Raw genomic sequence first — 14,457 nt, forward strand, 5'->3', positions numbered from 1 at the left:
TTTTGTCATAGAACACCTCTTGCTATGGCACGTACTTTACCATCTTAATTGGTGTCCGGGATCATTAAACCACTATAGGGTAATGGTGAACTTGATTGACTGTTGCATTAAAACCGGCCTCAGCAATATCGTCTGAGGAAACATTATCGTTGCGAATAAACCGGTAAGCACCCTCCATGCTTGCTGGTGAAGGGGAAGATTTGACTACCGATTTGCCTGGATGCTGAGCTAAGTCTGAAGCCATTTTTACGAGTCTAGCCGTTCTTCTTGGGTCTCCAAGTTTAGCATGCCCAAATTGTTCTTCAGCCCAATCATTATTGCTTTTTATCATTTCAGGTATCCTCAACTAAGCCCATCCGTTGAAGCTCTGATCGTGAAGCAAGAATTTAGTTCAAAAAAAGTCCCTCACATCATGTGAGGGACTTCTGTATAAAAGACAGCCGCCTTTGGCGGCTATCTTATGAGCAAAACTTGGGTTTAAGAGAGAGCCCATGATGGTGTTTTTTATGCTCAGCTTACTTCAATCTTTGATGTAAGAGCTAAATGTGACTGTATGGCAATCACGTTACAACTGCTGTTTGAGCCCAGCCAGCTGATGCCAATATCCATTTACATCATCACCTAATGGCGATTTTTCTCCCTGAGCCGCTTGTTTAAAGCGCTCTAACACCTGAAGGGTTTGCTGGTAGCTTGGGCTGATTCGGATCACATCAACCAGTTCTTCCATTGATGTTTGGTCCTGACTTAAGTTGTAGCACTGCCCGGATTGGGTCTGGATCCCGTTCAATACAAAAACGGGTTGTCCTTCTTGGCTTTTGACTAGCCGTCCTTCAGGATAATCCAGGCAACACAGCTGACAGTCATCTTTACCCCGATTGAGTGACCGAGCTGTAAAACAGCGGGCCGAGTAGGCCAACGGCAGATGCCCGTAAGCAAAAACCTCCACTTCCAGAGACTCTCGCAAGGGCGCTTCAAGTTCATTTAGCAGTGATTGTAACCAATCACGAGAGAGTTCAACCGGCATAACATAACGTCGCATCCCTTGGCCAATGAGCACTTTAAGCGTTGCTGCATTATAGGCATTAATCGCTGGACCACAGACAAAAGGCAGTTTTTGCGCACGGATCAGTTCAATAGCGCCCACATCATTAGCTTCGATCATAAACTCGCCATTATCACAATAACGTTGTAGTTCATTGATCTCTGATGGCGCTTGTAGCAGAGCCTGAGTGGATAAAACCACCTGTTTCCCACAGGCGGCCACCGCTTTGGCTAGTGCAATCCAGTCGCTTGCTTTGAGTTCGCGGCGTTTATTACAAACCGTTTCCCCCAAGTAAACGATATCCGCATCGCTTTTTGCAATCTCCTGATAAAATGCTTCAACTTCAGTTCGCGGCCAAAAATACAGAATTGGCCCAATGGCGTATTGCATGAATTTTTCCTTACTGCCAAGCACGATGGTATGCGCCTAAGGTGGTTTGCTGGCCTTCACTTAATTTTCCAAGTGTGGCCATACCTTCTTCTGGAGCTTGATAATGTTCCGGATCAGCCAGATAGCGATCAATCGCCTGACGCCAGACTCGGGTCACCTGTTCGACATAGGCCGGGCTACGTTGGCGACCTTCGATTTTGACGGCGGAAATACCGGCGGCAAATAACTCTGGTAACATGGTGAGTGTATTGAGGCTGGTCGGCTCTTCCAACGCATGAAAGCACTGACCATCCACATCAAAACGGCCTTTACACAGAGTGGGGTAGGCCGCTGACTCATTTTGATCATAGCGGTCAATCAATACCTCATTAAGGCGTGATTCCAGCCCTTGATCCGTTTGTTGCCACCGAACAAAACTTGCCGGTGAACAGGCCCCTACTGTATTCGGCGATTCTCCAGTCAAATAAGAGGATAGATAGCAGCGACCTTCGGACATGATACACAGGCTACCAAAGGCAAAGACTTCTAATTCGATATCCGGACGAAGCCGCGCCAATTGTTTAACCTGATGGATGGATAGTACCCGAGGCAGCACCACTCGTTTGATGTTGAATAGATGATGGTAGAAGTCGATGGCCGCCGTGTTGGTGGCAGAAGCTTGTACCGATAGATGGATTTCCAGATCCGGATATCGAGTCGCGGCATATTCCAGCAAACTGATATCAGCCAGAATTACTGCATCGGCTCCTAAGTCGACCGCACTGTCCACCGCTTGATTCCAGATTTTTTGCTGGCCCGGATGCGCAAAGGTATTGATGGCTACATGCAATTTGCGGTGGTGGTGATGAATGTAATCCGCCGCTTGAACTAGCCGTTTCCCCGTAAAATTGAGTCCCGCAAAATTACGAGCATTAGTTGCATCTTTGAATCCGATGTAAACGGCATCCGCCCCTTCATCGACTGCTTTTTTTACGGAAGGCAGACTTCCCGCAGGACACAATAACTCCATAATAATAAACTACTATTTGAATCATGGCGCTATTGTAATGAGATCGAGCTGATTTTGTTTTGATTCAGTTCAGGTTTCAGTGCCCGATAATTAGATAATATAAGCTAAGTTATATGACTTATAAATGAATAGAGGGACCATAATGCCGCTATCGCTCGTGCAACGACTTAAACATCGGGTTGTTGAAAATATGCCTCGTATGTTACGTGTTCCAGTGACTTTAGTACCTTTTAGTTTGCAGCGTCCAGTGCTTGAATTGGCGCTCAATCAGTTATTAAAAGAGTCCATAAATGAAGGCGAACTCGATTTTCTGGAGGGGCGTTGGGTTGCTCTGCAAATTAGTGATATCGGTGGGCGTTGGTTCATTACGTGCAAAAATGGGCAAATTGTCGTTGCCGATAAAACAGTTCGTTATGATGTTTTGTTTTCAGGTGAATTAAATGACTTTGTGCTGATGATGGGGCGTAAGGAAGATCCTGATACGTTATTTTTCCATCGTCGCTTAGTGATCGAGGGGGATACCCAGTTAGGATTAGAGGTCAAAAATCTACTGGATAACATCGATTATGATCAGTTACCGCATCTTATTTCTCAAGTGTTGGATTTAGCATCGGGCTGGGTTGCCTCCACTGCTGCAGAAGCGACTCCAGTTCCGGAACATGCGGCCTGAGCATACGACCTCAAGCGCGGTAGTTTAACTTTTGGGTTTAAGTTCGCCGCGCTGATAGCTTAAATCAGCCGATAGCTGGTGGCCCTTTTGCTGAATTAGGTGGTTCTGTAGCCCTTGTTCGATCCAGCCCATAAACTGACTCGGGATAATGCTTTCTAAAAATGGAGCATCTGCGGTGGCATGCAGCTCTGCGGTGCTGTTCTGCAAAAGCAAGACACTGTCTAGTGTCGAGTGACCGATGTTGGTTGGATTGATCGCCAAAGAAGCTTGTAGATCTAAATGTCCCTGACTGTTTGCCAGATGGAGCGGATCAATATGAATCGTGAGCCCGTGAGCGACCAGCGGTGAGAGCTGTTCCTGCCAATGAGATAAATCAGACCGTAAATCGTTAAAACGAGTAATGGCATTATCAGAGGCCTGCATCGTGATTTGGGCTTCACTTTGTTTAAGGTCGAGGGGGAGGCCCCCATTACGCCAATGTAATTTATCTAAAAATAGCTGCGTGTGATAGTTTGATAATGGTTGCCCATTGGTTAATTGAATCTGCCCCTTGATCCCATCTACCTCAAATTGATTCTCTTTATCTTGAAAGCGTAATTGTGCCAGCTGGAATAGATGTTTCCATTGTAATCGACCATTTTTAGTCGTTTTTGGCTGATCGAGTTTCATCACCGAAGTGAACTGAAATTGGTGGATCGTAAATAAATCACCTTGATAATCAGGGATTGCTATCTGATTGGTAATTTGTGACAGGTTCATCTGTGTATTCAGGCGAGTAGCCTGAAATAATTTATAGTCAGAATGGATTCGATGTTGCCCGCTAATCGAGAGTGAAAACGGGTGCCATTGCCATTGGCTTGTCAATATAGTTTGTTGATCAAGTTGAACAACGGCTGAAGGTGTAAATCCCCATTGATGAACTTTTATCGTGATATCACGGGGGATCTGATCGGCCAATATGACCTGATAGTGCCCCTCACTGCTTAAATATCCCCATTGATAGGGTTTGACTTCAGTGACCAGATGGGACTGGCTGAGTTGTGTTAACAGCCGATGACTCGCCCAACCATTGGCAAATGGCAAAACAACAGTAATGATGATGCTAAAAACAATCAGAATCAGCAGAGGCCAAAATAAACGACGCACCAGCATAGGACCCATTCCCTATGGTCAAAATAATAAATTAAGATTACTGCAAATCTTTAACATGCAGTATCACGAATTTTTCAAGTAACTCTTCTTCTGTTTCCTGATGTGCAGGGTCGACGATAATACAATCGATAGGACAAACTTTCATACAGGTTGGCTCAGGATAATGTCCCTGGCATTCCGTACAGCGATTGGGATCGATTCGGGTCTTTTCCCCATCATAACTGATGGCCTGATTGGGACATTCAGGTTCACACATATCACAGTCGATGCAGTTGTCTTTAATGAGTAATGCCATATCGATTAACTAGTTCAATAACCTATAAAATTTGGTAAATTGCCGGATTAATTCACATCCTCTCTCGGTGATCGTTCTGAAGCTCGATACCGTAGTTTTCATAGATGTGTATCACAATTCCTAAACAATGGGATTGCTACAAACATATGTTTGATCATACAGGGCAAAAGCGGTTAGAGAAATATGAAACTAATACTTTTTTACGAAGCTTAGTCAACGTTGAGAAAGCACAAGGTTAAGATGAATGTCAGAGAGCATCCATTCAGCGCCGCCGATCATGTGACGGATTTGCGCGATAGTTGACATGCCACAGCAAATGAGCACCGGAACGGGCCACAACTTAGGCCAATGGACCATCAAGAGCCTGCACGAAGGCAAAACGCATTTGATCCACAATGGCCAAGCGATGGTGACCGATGTGGATTTACAGCTTGAGGAGTATCGCCAATGAAGGTTCAAGCCAAACAAGGGCAACTGGTCACGGATCTGCTTTACCAACAACTCGGTGATGATAATGACCAGCTTGAAGCGGAGTTCTATGAGCTTAATCCGCAAATCCGCCAAGCGATCTTTCCCAAAACCATGACTGTGATCTTGCCGAACAGGGCAGGTGTCCAGAAAGAAACGAAAGTGACGAGGAGTTGGGATTAGTTCTATTAGATGATAGCTAGATGTATTTTATTAATCGATTTGTCATTATTGATTAACCTAAGCAAGTAGGTTTTTAATATGTCAGCTAATTATCCTCAAGTTGAAGATGTTCAAGAGTTAAAGATGCACAGTGATGCATTGGTTTCGCAAATGATGACATATGGGGCTCAATGTGTTGATGCTCCATTGTTAAGAGAGCAGTTATTGTATGGCACTCAGGTATGGTGTTCTCAGTTAGTTGACCGTTATCAGCGTTCACCTCAAGCCAGTAAAGAGGCAATTATTTCTCATCTTCGACATAAAGCGACCCAGCTTTCGATGGTAGGAGGGCAATTATCTGCGATTAAATATACAGCCGAAAGTATTCTTCATACTCAGCAAGTTGACCCTGAGGATGATATCCCATCGATTCACTGGGCAAAAGATAGCCAAACCAATGTTGTTCATGGGACACAGATTCCTGATATCAATAATGAAATGGGTACGGATTCAGACCGATCAGGTTTAAAACCTTGGGAGAAAGATATAAATCAGTTAGAACAAAAATTAAATATATTTAATAATAATATAAATAGTCCAGTTGGGTTTATTGCTAGTGCGGCTCAAATAAAAGCTGAAAACAAATTGGCAACAGAACGTGTAATGTTCACTGACGAGTTAAGGTTTTATAGAACGGTTGTTTTACAGGGTGAACGCTGGAGTAGGGTTGCTGGCACAGCAGGGTTGCTTATTATTATTGGTAGCACTATTAATGATGAATATACAATGTGGCAGGAAGGTGCATCAACACAGCAGTTAGAAATTCGAGCGCTGAGTGGTATATTTGACATTATAGCTACTGTTGTTGGATTCTTAGGCCCATGGGGAGTCGCTGCATCATTAATCTATTATGGTATAGAGATGGGTATGGAGTATGAAGGGATAAATCAAAATCCATTAATCTATCTTTATGAACATGAACTTAAAGGCGTCTTAGAGTATGTGGAAGATCTTCTTTAATATTTATTGCTTCCTTAAGCGGGGAAGAATCACTGTAAGTGGCGTGGAAACTTGTGTGATGCTTTCCTCGACATTTGTTGTTCTGGTTTTTTCCGTAACAGTTTTCTTTATTGTCGTTTATCTAAAATTATATGCATTTGCAGATTATGTCATTGCTCATAAATATTTAATGTTAGGTTTGCACGTTTTTTTAGGAATGTTATTGTTCTTCTATGGCGAAAAAAAATGTCTGCATTTTTTTTACCAAAAAATGAATAAATTTTAGTTTTTCTCTTTATCATTCATTCCCCCTAGGCACCATTCGGTGGCCTTTTTCATTTCTGAGACCTTCCCATGTTCAAACTAACCGGAAAAAATGCCGATCTAATGATGGATCGGCTTCAGTCGTGGCATCTAAAAGATGGCAACGGCACTGAGGGCGATTCGCTCTCACTCACTATTAATTCATCGGATATTGACGGTATTCCGCCCAAAGGCGAGCAGTATACTGTTTACCTTGGCAACGTGAAGCGCGATGTGTTTCAAATCAGCCAACACACGGCGACTCGAACGCAAGTTCGGCAATTGTAGATCCAGAATGGATGGTTACATCAATATGTTGAAAATATCAATAAATCATTAGGTTATGTGGTAAAGTCCGATATGGTTACTATCGATAATCTTATGGTATGGACTTTATATGTTAAAAAAATTTCTCACTCTTCTGACTATCCTATTATTGACCTCCTGTGTGTAGTGGCCAAGTGAATTTGGCCACCTGATTAGAGTTCTTTATGACAAAAAGTATGTGAGTCGGGTGGGTGTGCATCGGTCGATGGGAGGAATGGAATACCGCTATCAGTTTTTTATTGAAGGCTTGTGATAAAATCATATCCGTACCATAATACGTACAAGTACAAAAATCCGTACTTATAATGAGGTGTATGATGGATGTAATGAGCTATTCACAATTTCGAGCGCAGTTAGCTAAAACGCTTGATGATGTAAATGATGATCACAAGCCGGTGATGATCACTCGCCAAAATGGCAAGCCTGCGATTGTCATGAGCGTGGAAGATTTCAAAGCCTATGAAGAGACTGCTTATCTCATGGCGAGCCCTAAGAACGCACAGCGGCTTAACGCGGCCATTTCTGAATTAGAAAGTGGTCATGGTAGTGAAAAGGGGCTGATTGAAGAATGATGTTAGTGTGGGCATCCAGTGCCTGGGAAGATTATTTATACTGGCAGCAAACCGATAAAAAGATATTAAAACGCATCAATCAGCTCATTAAAGAAATAAGTCGAGAACCATTTGAAGGCATTGGCGATCCTGAGCCATTAAAACATCAATGGACAGGCTATTGGTCACGACGAATTAATAAGGAACATCGGCTTGTTTATAAAGTTAAAGAGAGCGAAGTTCTGATAGCTCAGTGTCGATATCATTACTAAAAAGCATTCAATCAGAACCCATTTAAATACTCAGCGCTTGTGAGTCATTTTTACATCTGCATGAACGTGTAGCGGGTCCTTTCTTGCCTCTAAATGCTTTATACGAATGCACAGCGCGCGATAAAAAAATTTTTAGCCCCCTAAGTCACCACCAACGGCAGAGCCAAAACTAGCAAAATGGTGGTTGAGGTAGGGGGCGTGACGTGTCACACAATCTAGAATCTTCTTCCCAGTGTAATTAAAGAATACCAACCATTCCCTTTAAAACTTAATTTTTTGTAGTATAATTCGGGATAGCTAAAGTTGATATGTGAGGAATGGTTAATGGCAAGTGTTAACACGCAGCTTATGGGGTTCATTGCGAAGAATATTGAATGTAGCTTCTTTGAGTGCATCCGCGAACAGATCTATATTCGTTATGGTATTGCTGAAAACTTCCTCACAGAACAAATTACCCATACCCCAAAAGGTCGGTTAAGACCGCAAATGCTGCGTTATCTTACTGATGAAGTTTTAGCTGAAGTAGGCGGAGAAGTTCGTCAGACCAGACCGTTAGGAGAACACTATTTAGTTTCGGAGCACGAAAATATTGTCATTTCTCACGTGGCAGTAAAGGCTAATGGACGTGTCCGAGCAGCAGCGCATCGAAAACTCCTCGCTATGGGAAATACAATTTTAGAACCATATACCCCAGATATGTTTCGTGATGACAATGAAGATATACGTGGCAAACTGCATGTTGTAATCATTGTAAGTCAGCCTGAGTCCCAAGCAGCACAGCAAGGAGTCCCTCAAGGAATCTTTATAGCTGTTCCATTTTCTGATTGGTCGGATTATCATGCGTGGCTTTCAATTGACGAGATGATTGAACAGTATCAATCAGAAGATGTTCAAGAAGCGGATGCTGCATGGCCTGTCTTAAAAATTGTGCTTCAGGAACAAGAAAACAAACAAGGTAACGGTGAATAATGAAAACGGGTGTGGGTGGATTTCAACCGCAGCGATTGACGCAAGCTAGAGAAGCTTTAGGACTGACCAAGGTTGCATTAGCAACTTTGGTGAATGTTTCTAGCGCAACGGTGACGCAGTGGGAAAGTGGTAAGCAAAACCCGCAAGAGGATAAATTACAGGCTCTAGCATCTGCGTTAGGGCAAGCATCCCATTGGTTTTTAAAACCCGTTCATGAGTTGGTAAACGGAGCTTATTTTTATCGAGCTCTTTCTGCTGCGACAAAAGGTGGTCGTACAGTCACAAAAACTAAGCTTAATTGGATTATTGAACTGAGCCAAAGCTTAGAAAAATTTGTTGATTGGCCAAAATATAAATTGCCAGCATTAGACAAACCCTTTACATCCATTTCTGATGAAGAAATCGAAGAAATGGCGTTAGAGTATCGAAATGTAGCTGGTTTAGGTTCCGGACCAATTAAGGATTTAATGCTATCAGCTGAAAGTTCAGGTGTTATTTGTGCTCGAAGCGAAATAGGTTACGATAAACTGGATGGATTATCGAATTGGAACTTTGATGATCAACGAGCTTATATTTTATTAGCTTCAGATAAAGATAATGGGATTCGTAGCCGCTTTGATTTAGCGCACGAGATAGGTCATATGGTACTTCATCGTTCTATGCCTGTTGAGAAATTAACGATTCAAAATCATAAAGAAATAGAAAGACAAGCTAATTTATTTGCAAGTAGCTTGTTATTACCTGAATCAGGTTTTGCTAAAGAATTAAACTCGCCAACATTAGAAACATTTCTAACTCTAAAACCGAGATGGAAAGTTTCAATGGCTGCAATGATTTTTAGAGCACATTCATTAGGTATTTTGACAGATCTTCAATACTCTAATTTGTACAAAAATCTCTCTGCCAAAGGGTGGCGATCAAAAGAGCCATACGATGAGCAAGTGCGACCAGAAAAACCAAAACTACTTCATCGAGCTGTAGATATGCTTGTGAATGCAGGGATGAGTAAAGCTGATTTGCTTGAAATACTCGGGTTACAGGAATCGATGATTGAAGAGTTCGCAGATTTGCCAAAAGGATTCTTTAGTGACAATATTGATGTAGATAACTTACTTACATTCAAGAAAAACAATGTAGAAAATAGTAAAACTAATAAATTCATTGCAAATAATATATATAAATTTGAACGATGAATATATATTACGAGTGTGTAATATACACACTCGATAAAATTACCTATTTGTTATTTTTTCTCCTTTTATAGGCTTTATAGATTCTCTTTATACAAATAATTATCATATGAGATATGATTTCGATAGTAAAAGGATCTGCAAGTGGGAATATTGAAGTAAGTATTGATGATATTAGAATATGAACAATAATTTCTATTATTAACTCACATGACATTAGCCCTCACCAAGTCAATTAGAGTTAAATTTCTAGCTATATCGGAATAGATTTTTCCATCCATTAATCCTCATTTACAATTTGAGTTTTAAATCTGTGTGATTGAGAACTGTTCGTTGACAAGACTGAAGCTTAAACGTGTAACATTTATATTGCCTATACGGGATATAGGGCTTTGGTAAGAATACTCAATCTACTGCGTAGTAGATCATTAAATTCTAATGCTGTCAAGCTGTATTTGCTATTGGTTTGGTTTTGTGCGATAGTAGTAAGCTACTGGCAAAATCCGGTGTCGGGATTGGTCTCCCGCTATCAATAGGCGCATAGTTCCAGCTTTGTGCTGGTTTTTTTATATGTGCGATTCGGCTCGTTTCTATGGTGGGCTGGGTGAGAGCGCTTCGGCGCGCCGTATCCTATTGAGCGGTAAGACCAATCTTACTCAGCTCACCACCCGATGATTGGTCTCGTTAGGTGGTGATATAAGCATCTCAATAGGAGGCTATCATGCCAACTGATATCACTATCTCCGATATTTCTATCCACAAAGATCCTCGTGGTCGCTATTCACTTAATGATCTTCATAAAGCCTCTGGTGGCGAGCGTAAACATGAGCCAGCAGCATGGCTTCGACTTGATCAAACAAATGACCTTATTCAGGAAATTCTAAATACACAGATCTGTGTATTTGAAAATAATCCGGCTCAAGTTATTAACCCTGTGAGCTCTCGCAAAGGTCGATATGGTGGAACGTATGTATGCAAAGAATTGGTTTATTCATATGCGATGTGGATTAGTGCTGCTTTCGCATTAAAGGTGATCCGTGCATACGATGCCCTCGTTTCGGCAACAGAACAAGCACAACCTAAATTGCGCCAATGCACCGCCGAACAATTAACACCTCTGCGCCAAACCGCCGAACGACTCATTACCACAGGCGTGGCCAATATCTATCCGGATATCTGGAAACTCGTTCATCAACGCTTCGATGTTCAACACATCAACCAGCTGTTGCCAGAGCAGGTGAGTGAAGCAGTTGATTATCTCGATGCCATAGAAGGGGAGTTTATCGGCAAACAAGCCGCACTGGCTGCGCCAAAACTCAACCTGAATTTCCCGATGAGTTGGTGGCACCAATACCGGAAAATATTTGAGGTGAGGGGACTTAATCATGTAGACCTCGACAAACCGTGGAACTTCCTTAGCCATTGCTCTATGGCGATGCCTCTGATTCACCCTCTGCGATCTCTTAATTACTCTTCGAACTAGAAAAAGCCGGCTTCAACGTCTCCAATCCGCCCACTTCGAACTGCAGGCGCACCGCTATCACCTAGAAATGAAAGAGCAGAAGTTAGAGAACCTAGCCAAACTTACCCGAGATTACGCAACCCAAGCCCAGCGCTACCTAGGCCGCCACTAACCACTTCCGATTTTCCCCTCCTAAAGGAGGGGAATTCAGGCGTTCAATACTTGGCTAATCGTCCAATCGTTTAAAAGCTTTTTGATAGACTTCGCTTCGTTCACGTTTGCCTACGGCCAGAACAGTGATGACAATGATGTCATCCTGAACTTCATAAACAAGTCGATATCCAGATTGACGGAGTTTAATTTTATATAAACTTTCTGCACCGGAAAGTTTTGCTGATGGCACTCGCGGCTGAATCAGGCGCTCTGAAAGTTTCTTTTTAAACTGCTGCTGAACAGTTGCCCCGAGCTTTTTCCATTCTTTGAGAGCACTTTTCTTAAATTCGAGTTTATAAGTCATCGAGATTAACCGGAATGCTTTCTTCCTCTATGCGTTCTTTAGCGATTGCTACCAGCTCAAGATCGTCAAGTTTATCCATCATCATTTCATAAACTTCAGCAGGGACACAGTAAAATACGGGTTCATTACGGTTTAAAACTGCAATTGGTTCGCCGTGTGCACTCTGCACAACTTTCATTGGATTTGCTTTTAGTTCAGTGATACTCGCAGCAACATCAGTTAAGATTCTTGATGCCATAGATAGCCCTTTTAAATGGTCTTTAATTAGGTCATTTTAGATGGCCGGTTGATATAAGGCAAGCCTGCGTGTAATGCGAAAATCGGTTGTGTTGGTATGAGAAAGAATAAGTGGTATAAGGCTCACTAAAATACTCTAATCCTTCATAATATAATGATTTTTATTATTTAAAATCATGGGATTAGATTCGATAAAAGCATTCTATATTATGAAATGGCTAGTTAAGTGTCTGATATTTCTCACTTGAACGAGAAATTTAAAATCCCTTGCGTGGGGACGGTTTACAGAGAGTTTGTCGTATTACAATTTGATTTTGTGGTACCGGTGACTTGAATAGGTGTATATATAAAATATAACTGATTGATTTTATGTAAAAATTACTGATAGCATCATTTCTGTGAATGACATATAGGGGGGCTGTTTTACCGACATTCGGGATAAATATCATTAGCTTTATGTCATATTTAATCCACTAAAAGCGTGTGTCCATTTTCCCTAAACTGATCCGTGATTATATCAGCCAGCTCAATGTTACTTAGGCCATTCTAACCATTTTCGATTCTCTCTTCTGGAATGAGGGTCAAGCATCAGCAATCAAGTGCGAAAATAATGTATGAAATTTAAACATCATATTACTGATAAATATCAAATAATGATTAGGAAAAAATCTGATTTTAGAAAAAATTTCCTCTATAAAGGGAATTGATTTGTACACCTACTACTGAAGGAGAACTGTGTTATGAACTCATCTCTAATTAATATTGGTATTGATGAAAAAGATCGTATTGAAATTGCTTCAGGATTATCGCGCCTTTTAGCTGATACTTATACGCTTTATATTAAAACGCATTACTATCATTGGAATGTGACTGGCCCAATGTTCAACACATTACATCTCATGTTTGAAACCCAATATAATGAACTGGCATTAGCGGTTGATTTGATCGCCGAACGTATTCGAGCATTAGGTGTCTTCGCTCCTGGAACATATCACGAATTTTCGAAATTGACGGTGATTGATGAAGATACATCTATGCCAAAAGCTGAAGATATGATTAAAAATCTAGTTATTGGTCAGGAAGCTGTTGTTAGAACTGCTCGTTCTCTTTATGAAGTGGTTAACAAAGCAAATGATGAAGCAACAGCTGATCTCTTGACTCAACGTATTCAATTACATGAAAAAACAGCGTGGATGCTGCGTAGTTTGTTAGAATAAATTAAGCCACTGCTATTGGGTTGTTTAACCGAATAGCAGTGTATTTATTGATTGCGGGTCTTATTTTATTTGGCAATCCGTTGCCAAACTGTATTCATCACTAGAAAAAGCTGCTTGTAATTTTTAAGCCGCTCGCTTCTGATTTTCCCTCCAATAGAAGGGAAAATCAGACCTTAAACATGGTTAATGTCTAATCGCTTGAGATACTTCGCTTGGTTCACGTTTGCCTACGGCCAGAACGGTGATGACAATGGGTTGGGATTAAATGCCAAATATGGCAGCAGCTGTAAATTTAACCAGGGGCAGAATCCTGACCTTGGTATAACATAGCCAATTGCTATATCTGTCTATCTTTAAACTTTTGACTAGAAGAAATAACGCATACCAAGCATTACTTCTTGGGTACGGTAATCAATATCGCTCAGTTTTACTGTTGAACCTAAATAATTAGCCTTGTCTGAGGTTGCTTTACCATAATCATTATAGGCATAGGATAAATCTAATACGATATGCTGGGTTGCGGCATAAGTAACGCCTAATTTAGCCTGCCAAGCAAAGTCTGTATGACTATCATTGGTATTTAAACGGACGAATGATGTGCGGTAGTGAACGCGGGAATCTTCCAATTTATTATGACTAACACCAACGCCTAAACCGACATATGGGTGCAACAGCCATTTGTCTTGGTCGAAGTAAGTCGCTAAATCGATTTGGCCAGAAAACATTAAGGTTGTGCTTTTTATAGAAGTCTGGCTAGGTTGATCATATGTTTCGGAGCTGCCAACCATTGTTTTACCGCGCATATCCATTTTAGAGTGGTAGCTTAATGCTACTTCAGTAGTCAACCAAGATAGTTGAGGATAGCGATAACCCAGAGCAATTTCATAACTATTGCTGCGTTTAAAATCGAGGTGATCTTTGAATTTTTCGCTAGTTCCACCGAAGCTTTGATTAATAGTTGTATCTTTATTAAAACCGAAATTCTGACCGAAACCTACTTTGCCGTAGAGCCCTGTAGGCATTGTCGCTGCAGAGGCACTAGCAGATAAAAACAGAAGACCACCAATGACGACTTTCTGCATGAGTTAATTCCTTTTTATAAAATGAATTCGTGAGGGAAATAAGCGGGCGAGTCTAGCGAGGTTATGTGTATGTAACAAGTTGTTTCTTTTGGATAAAGACAAAATCATTAATTAGTATTAATAATTATCTATTTGACCAAGGC

Annotated in this window: 18 protein-coding genes and 1 pseudogene; 11 read left to right on the top strand and 8 right to left on the bottom strand. The window is 41.4% G+C overall.

Going from position 1 to position 14,457, the window contains the following annotated elements:
• Nucleotides 1-67 precede the first annotated feature (67 nt).
• From ABUE20_RS09105 to ubiU, 3 genes and pseudogenes are all read right to left on the bottom strand, one after another.
• Nucleotides 68-331, bottom strand: a pseudogene (locus tag ABUE20_RS09105) (IS4/Tn5 family transposase DNA-binding protein); the annotation flags it as partial.
• Nucleotides 332-565: 234 nt separating this feature from the next.
• Nucleotides 566-1,432 (bottom strand): U32 family peptidase, encoded by an 867-nt coding sequence (locus ABUE20_RS09110; RefSeq protein WP_408619591.1) that lies wholly within the window; start codon nucleotides 1,430-1,432, stop codon nucleotides 566-568.
• A gap of 10 nt (nucleotides 1,433-1,442) precedes the next feature.
• Nucleotides 1,443-2,441 carry a ubiquinone anaerobic biosynthesis protein UbiU gene (gene ubiU, locus ABUE20_RS09115; RefSeq protein WP_408619592.1) on the bottom strand — a complete coding sequence of 333 codons (999 nt, stop codon included), beginning with the start codon at nucleotides 2,439-2,441 and terminating at the stop codon, nucleotides 1,443-1,445.
• A 142-nt stretch (nucleotides 2,442-2,583) separates the two neighbouring features.
• Between ubiU and ubiT the strand changes: the two genes are divergently transcribed.
• Entirely contained in the window at nucleotides 2,584-3,111 is a 528-nt protein-coding gene (gene ubiT, locus ABUE20_RS09120) for a ubiquinone anaerobic biosynthesis accessory factor UbiT (RefSeq protein ID WP_408619593.1), read from the top strand.
• Between the two features lie 24 nt (nucleotides 3,112-3,135).
• Here ubiT and ABUE20_RS09125 read toward each other — a convergent pair whose 3' ends face one another.
• Together ABUE20_RS09125 and ABUE20_RS09130 are read right to left on the bottom strand one after the other, a co-directional pair.
• Nucleotides 3,136-4,263 (bottom strand): DUF945 family protein, encoded by a 1,128-nt coding sequence (locus ABUE20_RS09125; protein WP_408619594.1) that lies wholly within the window; start codon nucleotides 4,261-4,263, stop codon nucleotides 3,136-3,138.
• A 37-nt stretch (nucleotides 4,264-4,300) separates the two neighbouring features.
• Nucleotides 4,301-4,558: a YfhL family 4Fe-4S dicluster ferredoxin gene (locus tag ABUE20_RS09130; RefSeq protein WP_408619595.1), complete on the bottom strand. Its 258-nt coding sequence runs from the start codon at nucleotides 4,556-4,558 to the stop codon at nucleotides 4,301-4,303.
• A 304-nt stretch (nucleotides 4,559-4,862) separates the two neighbouring features.
• Here ABUE20_RS09130 and ABUE20_RS09135 point away from each other — a divergent pair, with 304 nt between their 5' ends.
• The 9 genes from ABUE20_RS09135 (at nucleotide 4,863) to ABUE20_RS09175 (ending at nucleotide 11,282) form a co-directional block, all read left to right on the top strand.
• Nucleotides 4,863-5,009, top strand: coding sequence for a phage tail protein (locus tag ABUE20_RS09135; RefSeq protein WP_408619596.1), 147 nt, complete (start codon nucleotides 4,863-4,865; stop codon nucleotides 5,007-5,009).
• Nucleotides 5,006-5,209, top strand: coding sequence for a hypothetical protein (locus tag ABUE20_RS09140; protein ID WP_408619597.1), 204 nt, complete (start codon nucleotides 5,006-5,008; stop codon nucleotides 5,207-5,209). The genes ABUE20_RS09135 and ABUE20_RS09140 overlap by 4 nt, the downstream gene beginning before the upstream one ends.
• Nucleotides 5,210-5,287: 78 nt before the next feature.
• The gene (locus ABUE20_RS09145; RefSeq protein ID WP_408619598.1) at nucleotides 5,288-6,208 is read left to right on the top strand and encodes a hypothetical protein; all 921 of its coding nucleotides are present in this window, start codon (nucleotides 5,288-5,290) and stop codon (nucleotides 6,206-6,208) included.
• A 333-nt stretch (nucleotides 6,209-6,541) separates the two neighbouring features.
• Nucleotides 6,542-6,778, top strand: a complete 237-nt coding sequence (locus ABUE20_RS09150) for a hypothetical protein (protein ID WP_408619599.1) — start codon at nucleotides 6,542-6,544, stop codon at nucleotides 6,776-6,778.
• Nucleotides 6,779-7,134: 356 nt separating this feature from the next.
• Nucleotides 7,135-7,389 (top strand): type II toxin-antitoxin system Phd/YefM family antitoxin, encoded by a 255-nt coding sequence (locus ABUE20_RS09155; protein ID WP_408619810.1) that lies wholly within the window; start codon nucleotides 7,135-7,137, stop codon nucleotides 7,387-7,389.
• Nucleotides 7,386-7,640: a Txe/YoeB family addiction module toxin gene (locus ABUE20_RS09160; protein WP_408619600.1), complete on the top strand. Its 255-nt coding sequence runs from the start codon at nucleotides 7,386-7,388 to the stop codon at nucleotides 7,638-7,640. The genes ABUE20_RS09155 and ABUE20_RS09160 overlap by 4 nt, the downstream gene beginning before the upstream one ends.
• A gap of 324 nt (nucleotides 7,641-7,964) precedes the next feature.
• Nucleotides 7,965-8,609, top strand: a complete 645-nt coding sequence (locus ABUE20_RS09165) for a hypothetical protein (RefSeq protein WP_408619601.1) — start codon at nucleotides 7,965-7,967, stop codon at nucleotides 8,607-8,609.
• Complete coding sequence (locus ABUE20_RS09170) at nucleotides 8,609-9,802, top strand: helix-turn-helix domain-containing protein (RefSeq protein WP_408619602.1); 1,194 nt, start codon at nucleotides 8,609-8,611, stop codon at nucleotides 9,800-9,802. The genes ABUE20_RS09165 and ABUE20_RS09170 overlap by 1 nt, the downstream gene beginning before the upstream one ends.
• Before the next feature lie 718 nt (nucleotides 9,803-10,520).
• On the top strand, nucleotides 10,521-11,282 hold the full coding sequence (locus tag ABUE20_RS09175; RefSeq protein WP_408619603.1) for a KilA-N domain-containing protein: 762 nt from the start codon (nucleotides 10,521-10,523) through the stop codon (nucleotides 11,280-11,282).
• 205 nt (nucleotides 11,283-11,487) lie between these two features.
• On the opposite strand, the gene ABUE20_RS09180 is transcribed toward ABUE20_RS09175, so the two are convergent.
• Both ABUE20_RS09180 and ABUE20_RS09185 read right to left on the bottom strand, forming a co-directional pair.
• Nucleotides 11,488-11,778, bottom strand: coding sequence for a type II toxin-antitoxin system RelE family toxin (locus tag ABUE20_RS09180; protein WP_408619604.1), 291 nt, complete (start codon nucleotides 11,776-11,778; stop codon nucleotides 11,488-11,490).
• Nucleotides 11,768-12,016 carry a type II toxin-antitoxin system Phd/YefM family antitoxin gene (locus ABUE20_RS09185; protein WP_408619605.1) on the bottom strand — a complete coding sequence of 83 codons (249 nt, stop codon included), beginning with the start codon at nucleotides 12,014-12,016 and terminating at the stop codon, nucleotides 11,768-11,770. The genes ABUE20_RS09180 and ABUE20_RS09185 overlap by 11 nt, the downstream gene beginning before the upstream one ends.
• Before the next feature lie 739 nt (nucleotides 12,017-12,755).
• Between ABUE20_RS09185 and ABUE20_RS09190 the strand changes: the two genes are divergently transcribed.
• Nucleotides 12,756-13,232 carry a Dps family protein gene (locus ABUE20_RS09190; protein ID WP_408619606.1) on the top strand — a complete coding sequence of 159 codons (477 nt, stop codon included), beginning with the start codon at nucleotides 12,756-12,758 and terminating at the stop codon, nucleotides 13,230-13,232.
• Between the two features lie 365 nt (nucleotides 13,233-13,597).
• Here ABUE20_RS09190 and ABUE20_RS09195 read toward each other — a convergent pair whose 3' ends face one another.
• On the bottom strand, nucleotides 13,598-14,314 hold the full coding sequence (locus tag ABUE20_RS09195) for an outer membrane protein (protein ID WP_408619607.1): 717 nt from the start codon (nucleotides 14,312-14,314) through the stop codon (nucleotides 13,598-13,600).
• Nucleotides 14,315-14,457 lie beyond the last annotated feature (143 nt).

The sequence above is a fragment of the Celerinatantimonas marina genome (genome assembly GCF_046054165.1).
GTDB lineage: Bacteria > Pseudomonadota > Gammaproteobacteria > Enterobacterales > Celerinatantimonadaceae > Celerinatantimonas.

Excerpts from the sequence above, each read along its gene's own strand:
- ABUE20_RS09135 (WP_408619596.1), top strand. The coding sequence starts at position 4,863 with ATGCCACAGCAAATGAGCACCGGAACGGGCCACAACTTAGGCCAATGG.
- ABUE20_RS09165 (WP_408619601.1), top strand. The coding sequence starts at position 7,965 with ATGGCAAGTGTTAACACGCAGCTTATGGGGTTCATTGCGAAGAATATT.
- ABUE20_RS09140 (WP_408619597.1), top strand. The coding sequence starts at position 5,006 with ATGAAGGTTCAAGCCAAACAAGGGCAACTGGTCACGGATCTGCTTTAC.
- ABUE20_RS09130 (WP_408619595.1), bottom strand. The coding sequence starts at position 4,558 with ATGGCATTACTCATTAAAGACAACTGCATCGACTGTGATATGTGTGAA.
- ubiU (WP_408619592.1), bottom strand. The coding sequence starts at position 2,441 with ATGGAGTTATTGTGTCCTGCGGGAAGTCTGCCTTCCGTAAAAAAAGCA.
- ABUE20_RS09190 (WP_408619606.1), top strand. The coding sequence starts at position 12,756 with ATGAACTCATCTCTAATTAATATTGGTATTGATGAAAAAGATCGTATT.
- ABUE20_RS09125 (WP_408619594.1), bottom strand. The coding sequence starts at position 4,263 with ATGCTGGTGCGTCGTTTATTTTGGCCTCTGCTGATTCTGATTGTTTTT.
- ABUE20_RS09145 (WP_408619598.1), top strand. The coding sequence starts at position 5,288 with ATGTCAGCTAATTATCCTCAAGTTGAAGATGTTCAAGAGTTAAAGATG.
- ABUE20_RS09150 (WP_408619599.1), top strand. The coding sequence starts at position 6,542 with ATGTTCAAACTAACCGGAAAAAATGCCGATCTAATGATGGATCGGCTT.
- ABUE20_RS09180 (WP_408619604.1), bottom strand. The coding sequence starts at position 11,778 with ATGACTTATAAACTCGAATTTAAGAAAAGTGCTCTCAAAGAATGGAAA.
- ABUE20_RS09160 (WP_408619600.1), top strand. The coding sequence starts at position 7,386 with ATGATGTTAGTGTGGGCATCCAGTGCCTGGGAAGATTATTTATACTGG.
- ABUE20_RS09195 (WP_408619607.1), bottom strand. The coding sequence starts at position 14,314 with ATGCAGAAAGTCGTCATTGGTGGTCTTCTGTTTTTATCTGCTAGTGCC.
- ubiT (WP_408619593.1), top strand. The coding sequence starts at position 2,584 with ATGCCGCTATCGCTCGTGCAACGACTTAAACATCGGGTTGTTGAAAAT.
- ABUE20_RS09155 (WP_408619810.1), top strand. The coding sequence starts at position 7,135 with ATGGATGTAATGAGCTATTCACAATTTCGAGCGCAGTTAGCTAAAACG.
- ABUE20_RS09185 (WP_408619605.1), bottom strand. The coding sequence starts at position 12,016 with ATGGCATCAAGAATCTTAACTGATGTTGCTGCGAGTATCACTGAACTA.
- ABUE20_RS09175 (WP_408619603.1), top strand. The coding sequence starts at position 10,521 with ATGCCAACTGATATCACTATCTCCGATATTTCTATCCACAAAGATCCT.
- ABUE20_RS09170 (WP_408619602.1), top strand. The coding sequence starts at position 8,609 with ATGAAAACGGGTGTGGGTGGATTTCAACCGCAGCGATTGACGCAAGCT.
- ABUE20_RS09110 (WP_408619591.1), bottom strand. The coding sequence starts at position 1,432 with ATGCAATACGCCATTGGGCCAATTCTGTATTTTTGGCCGCGAACTGAA.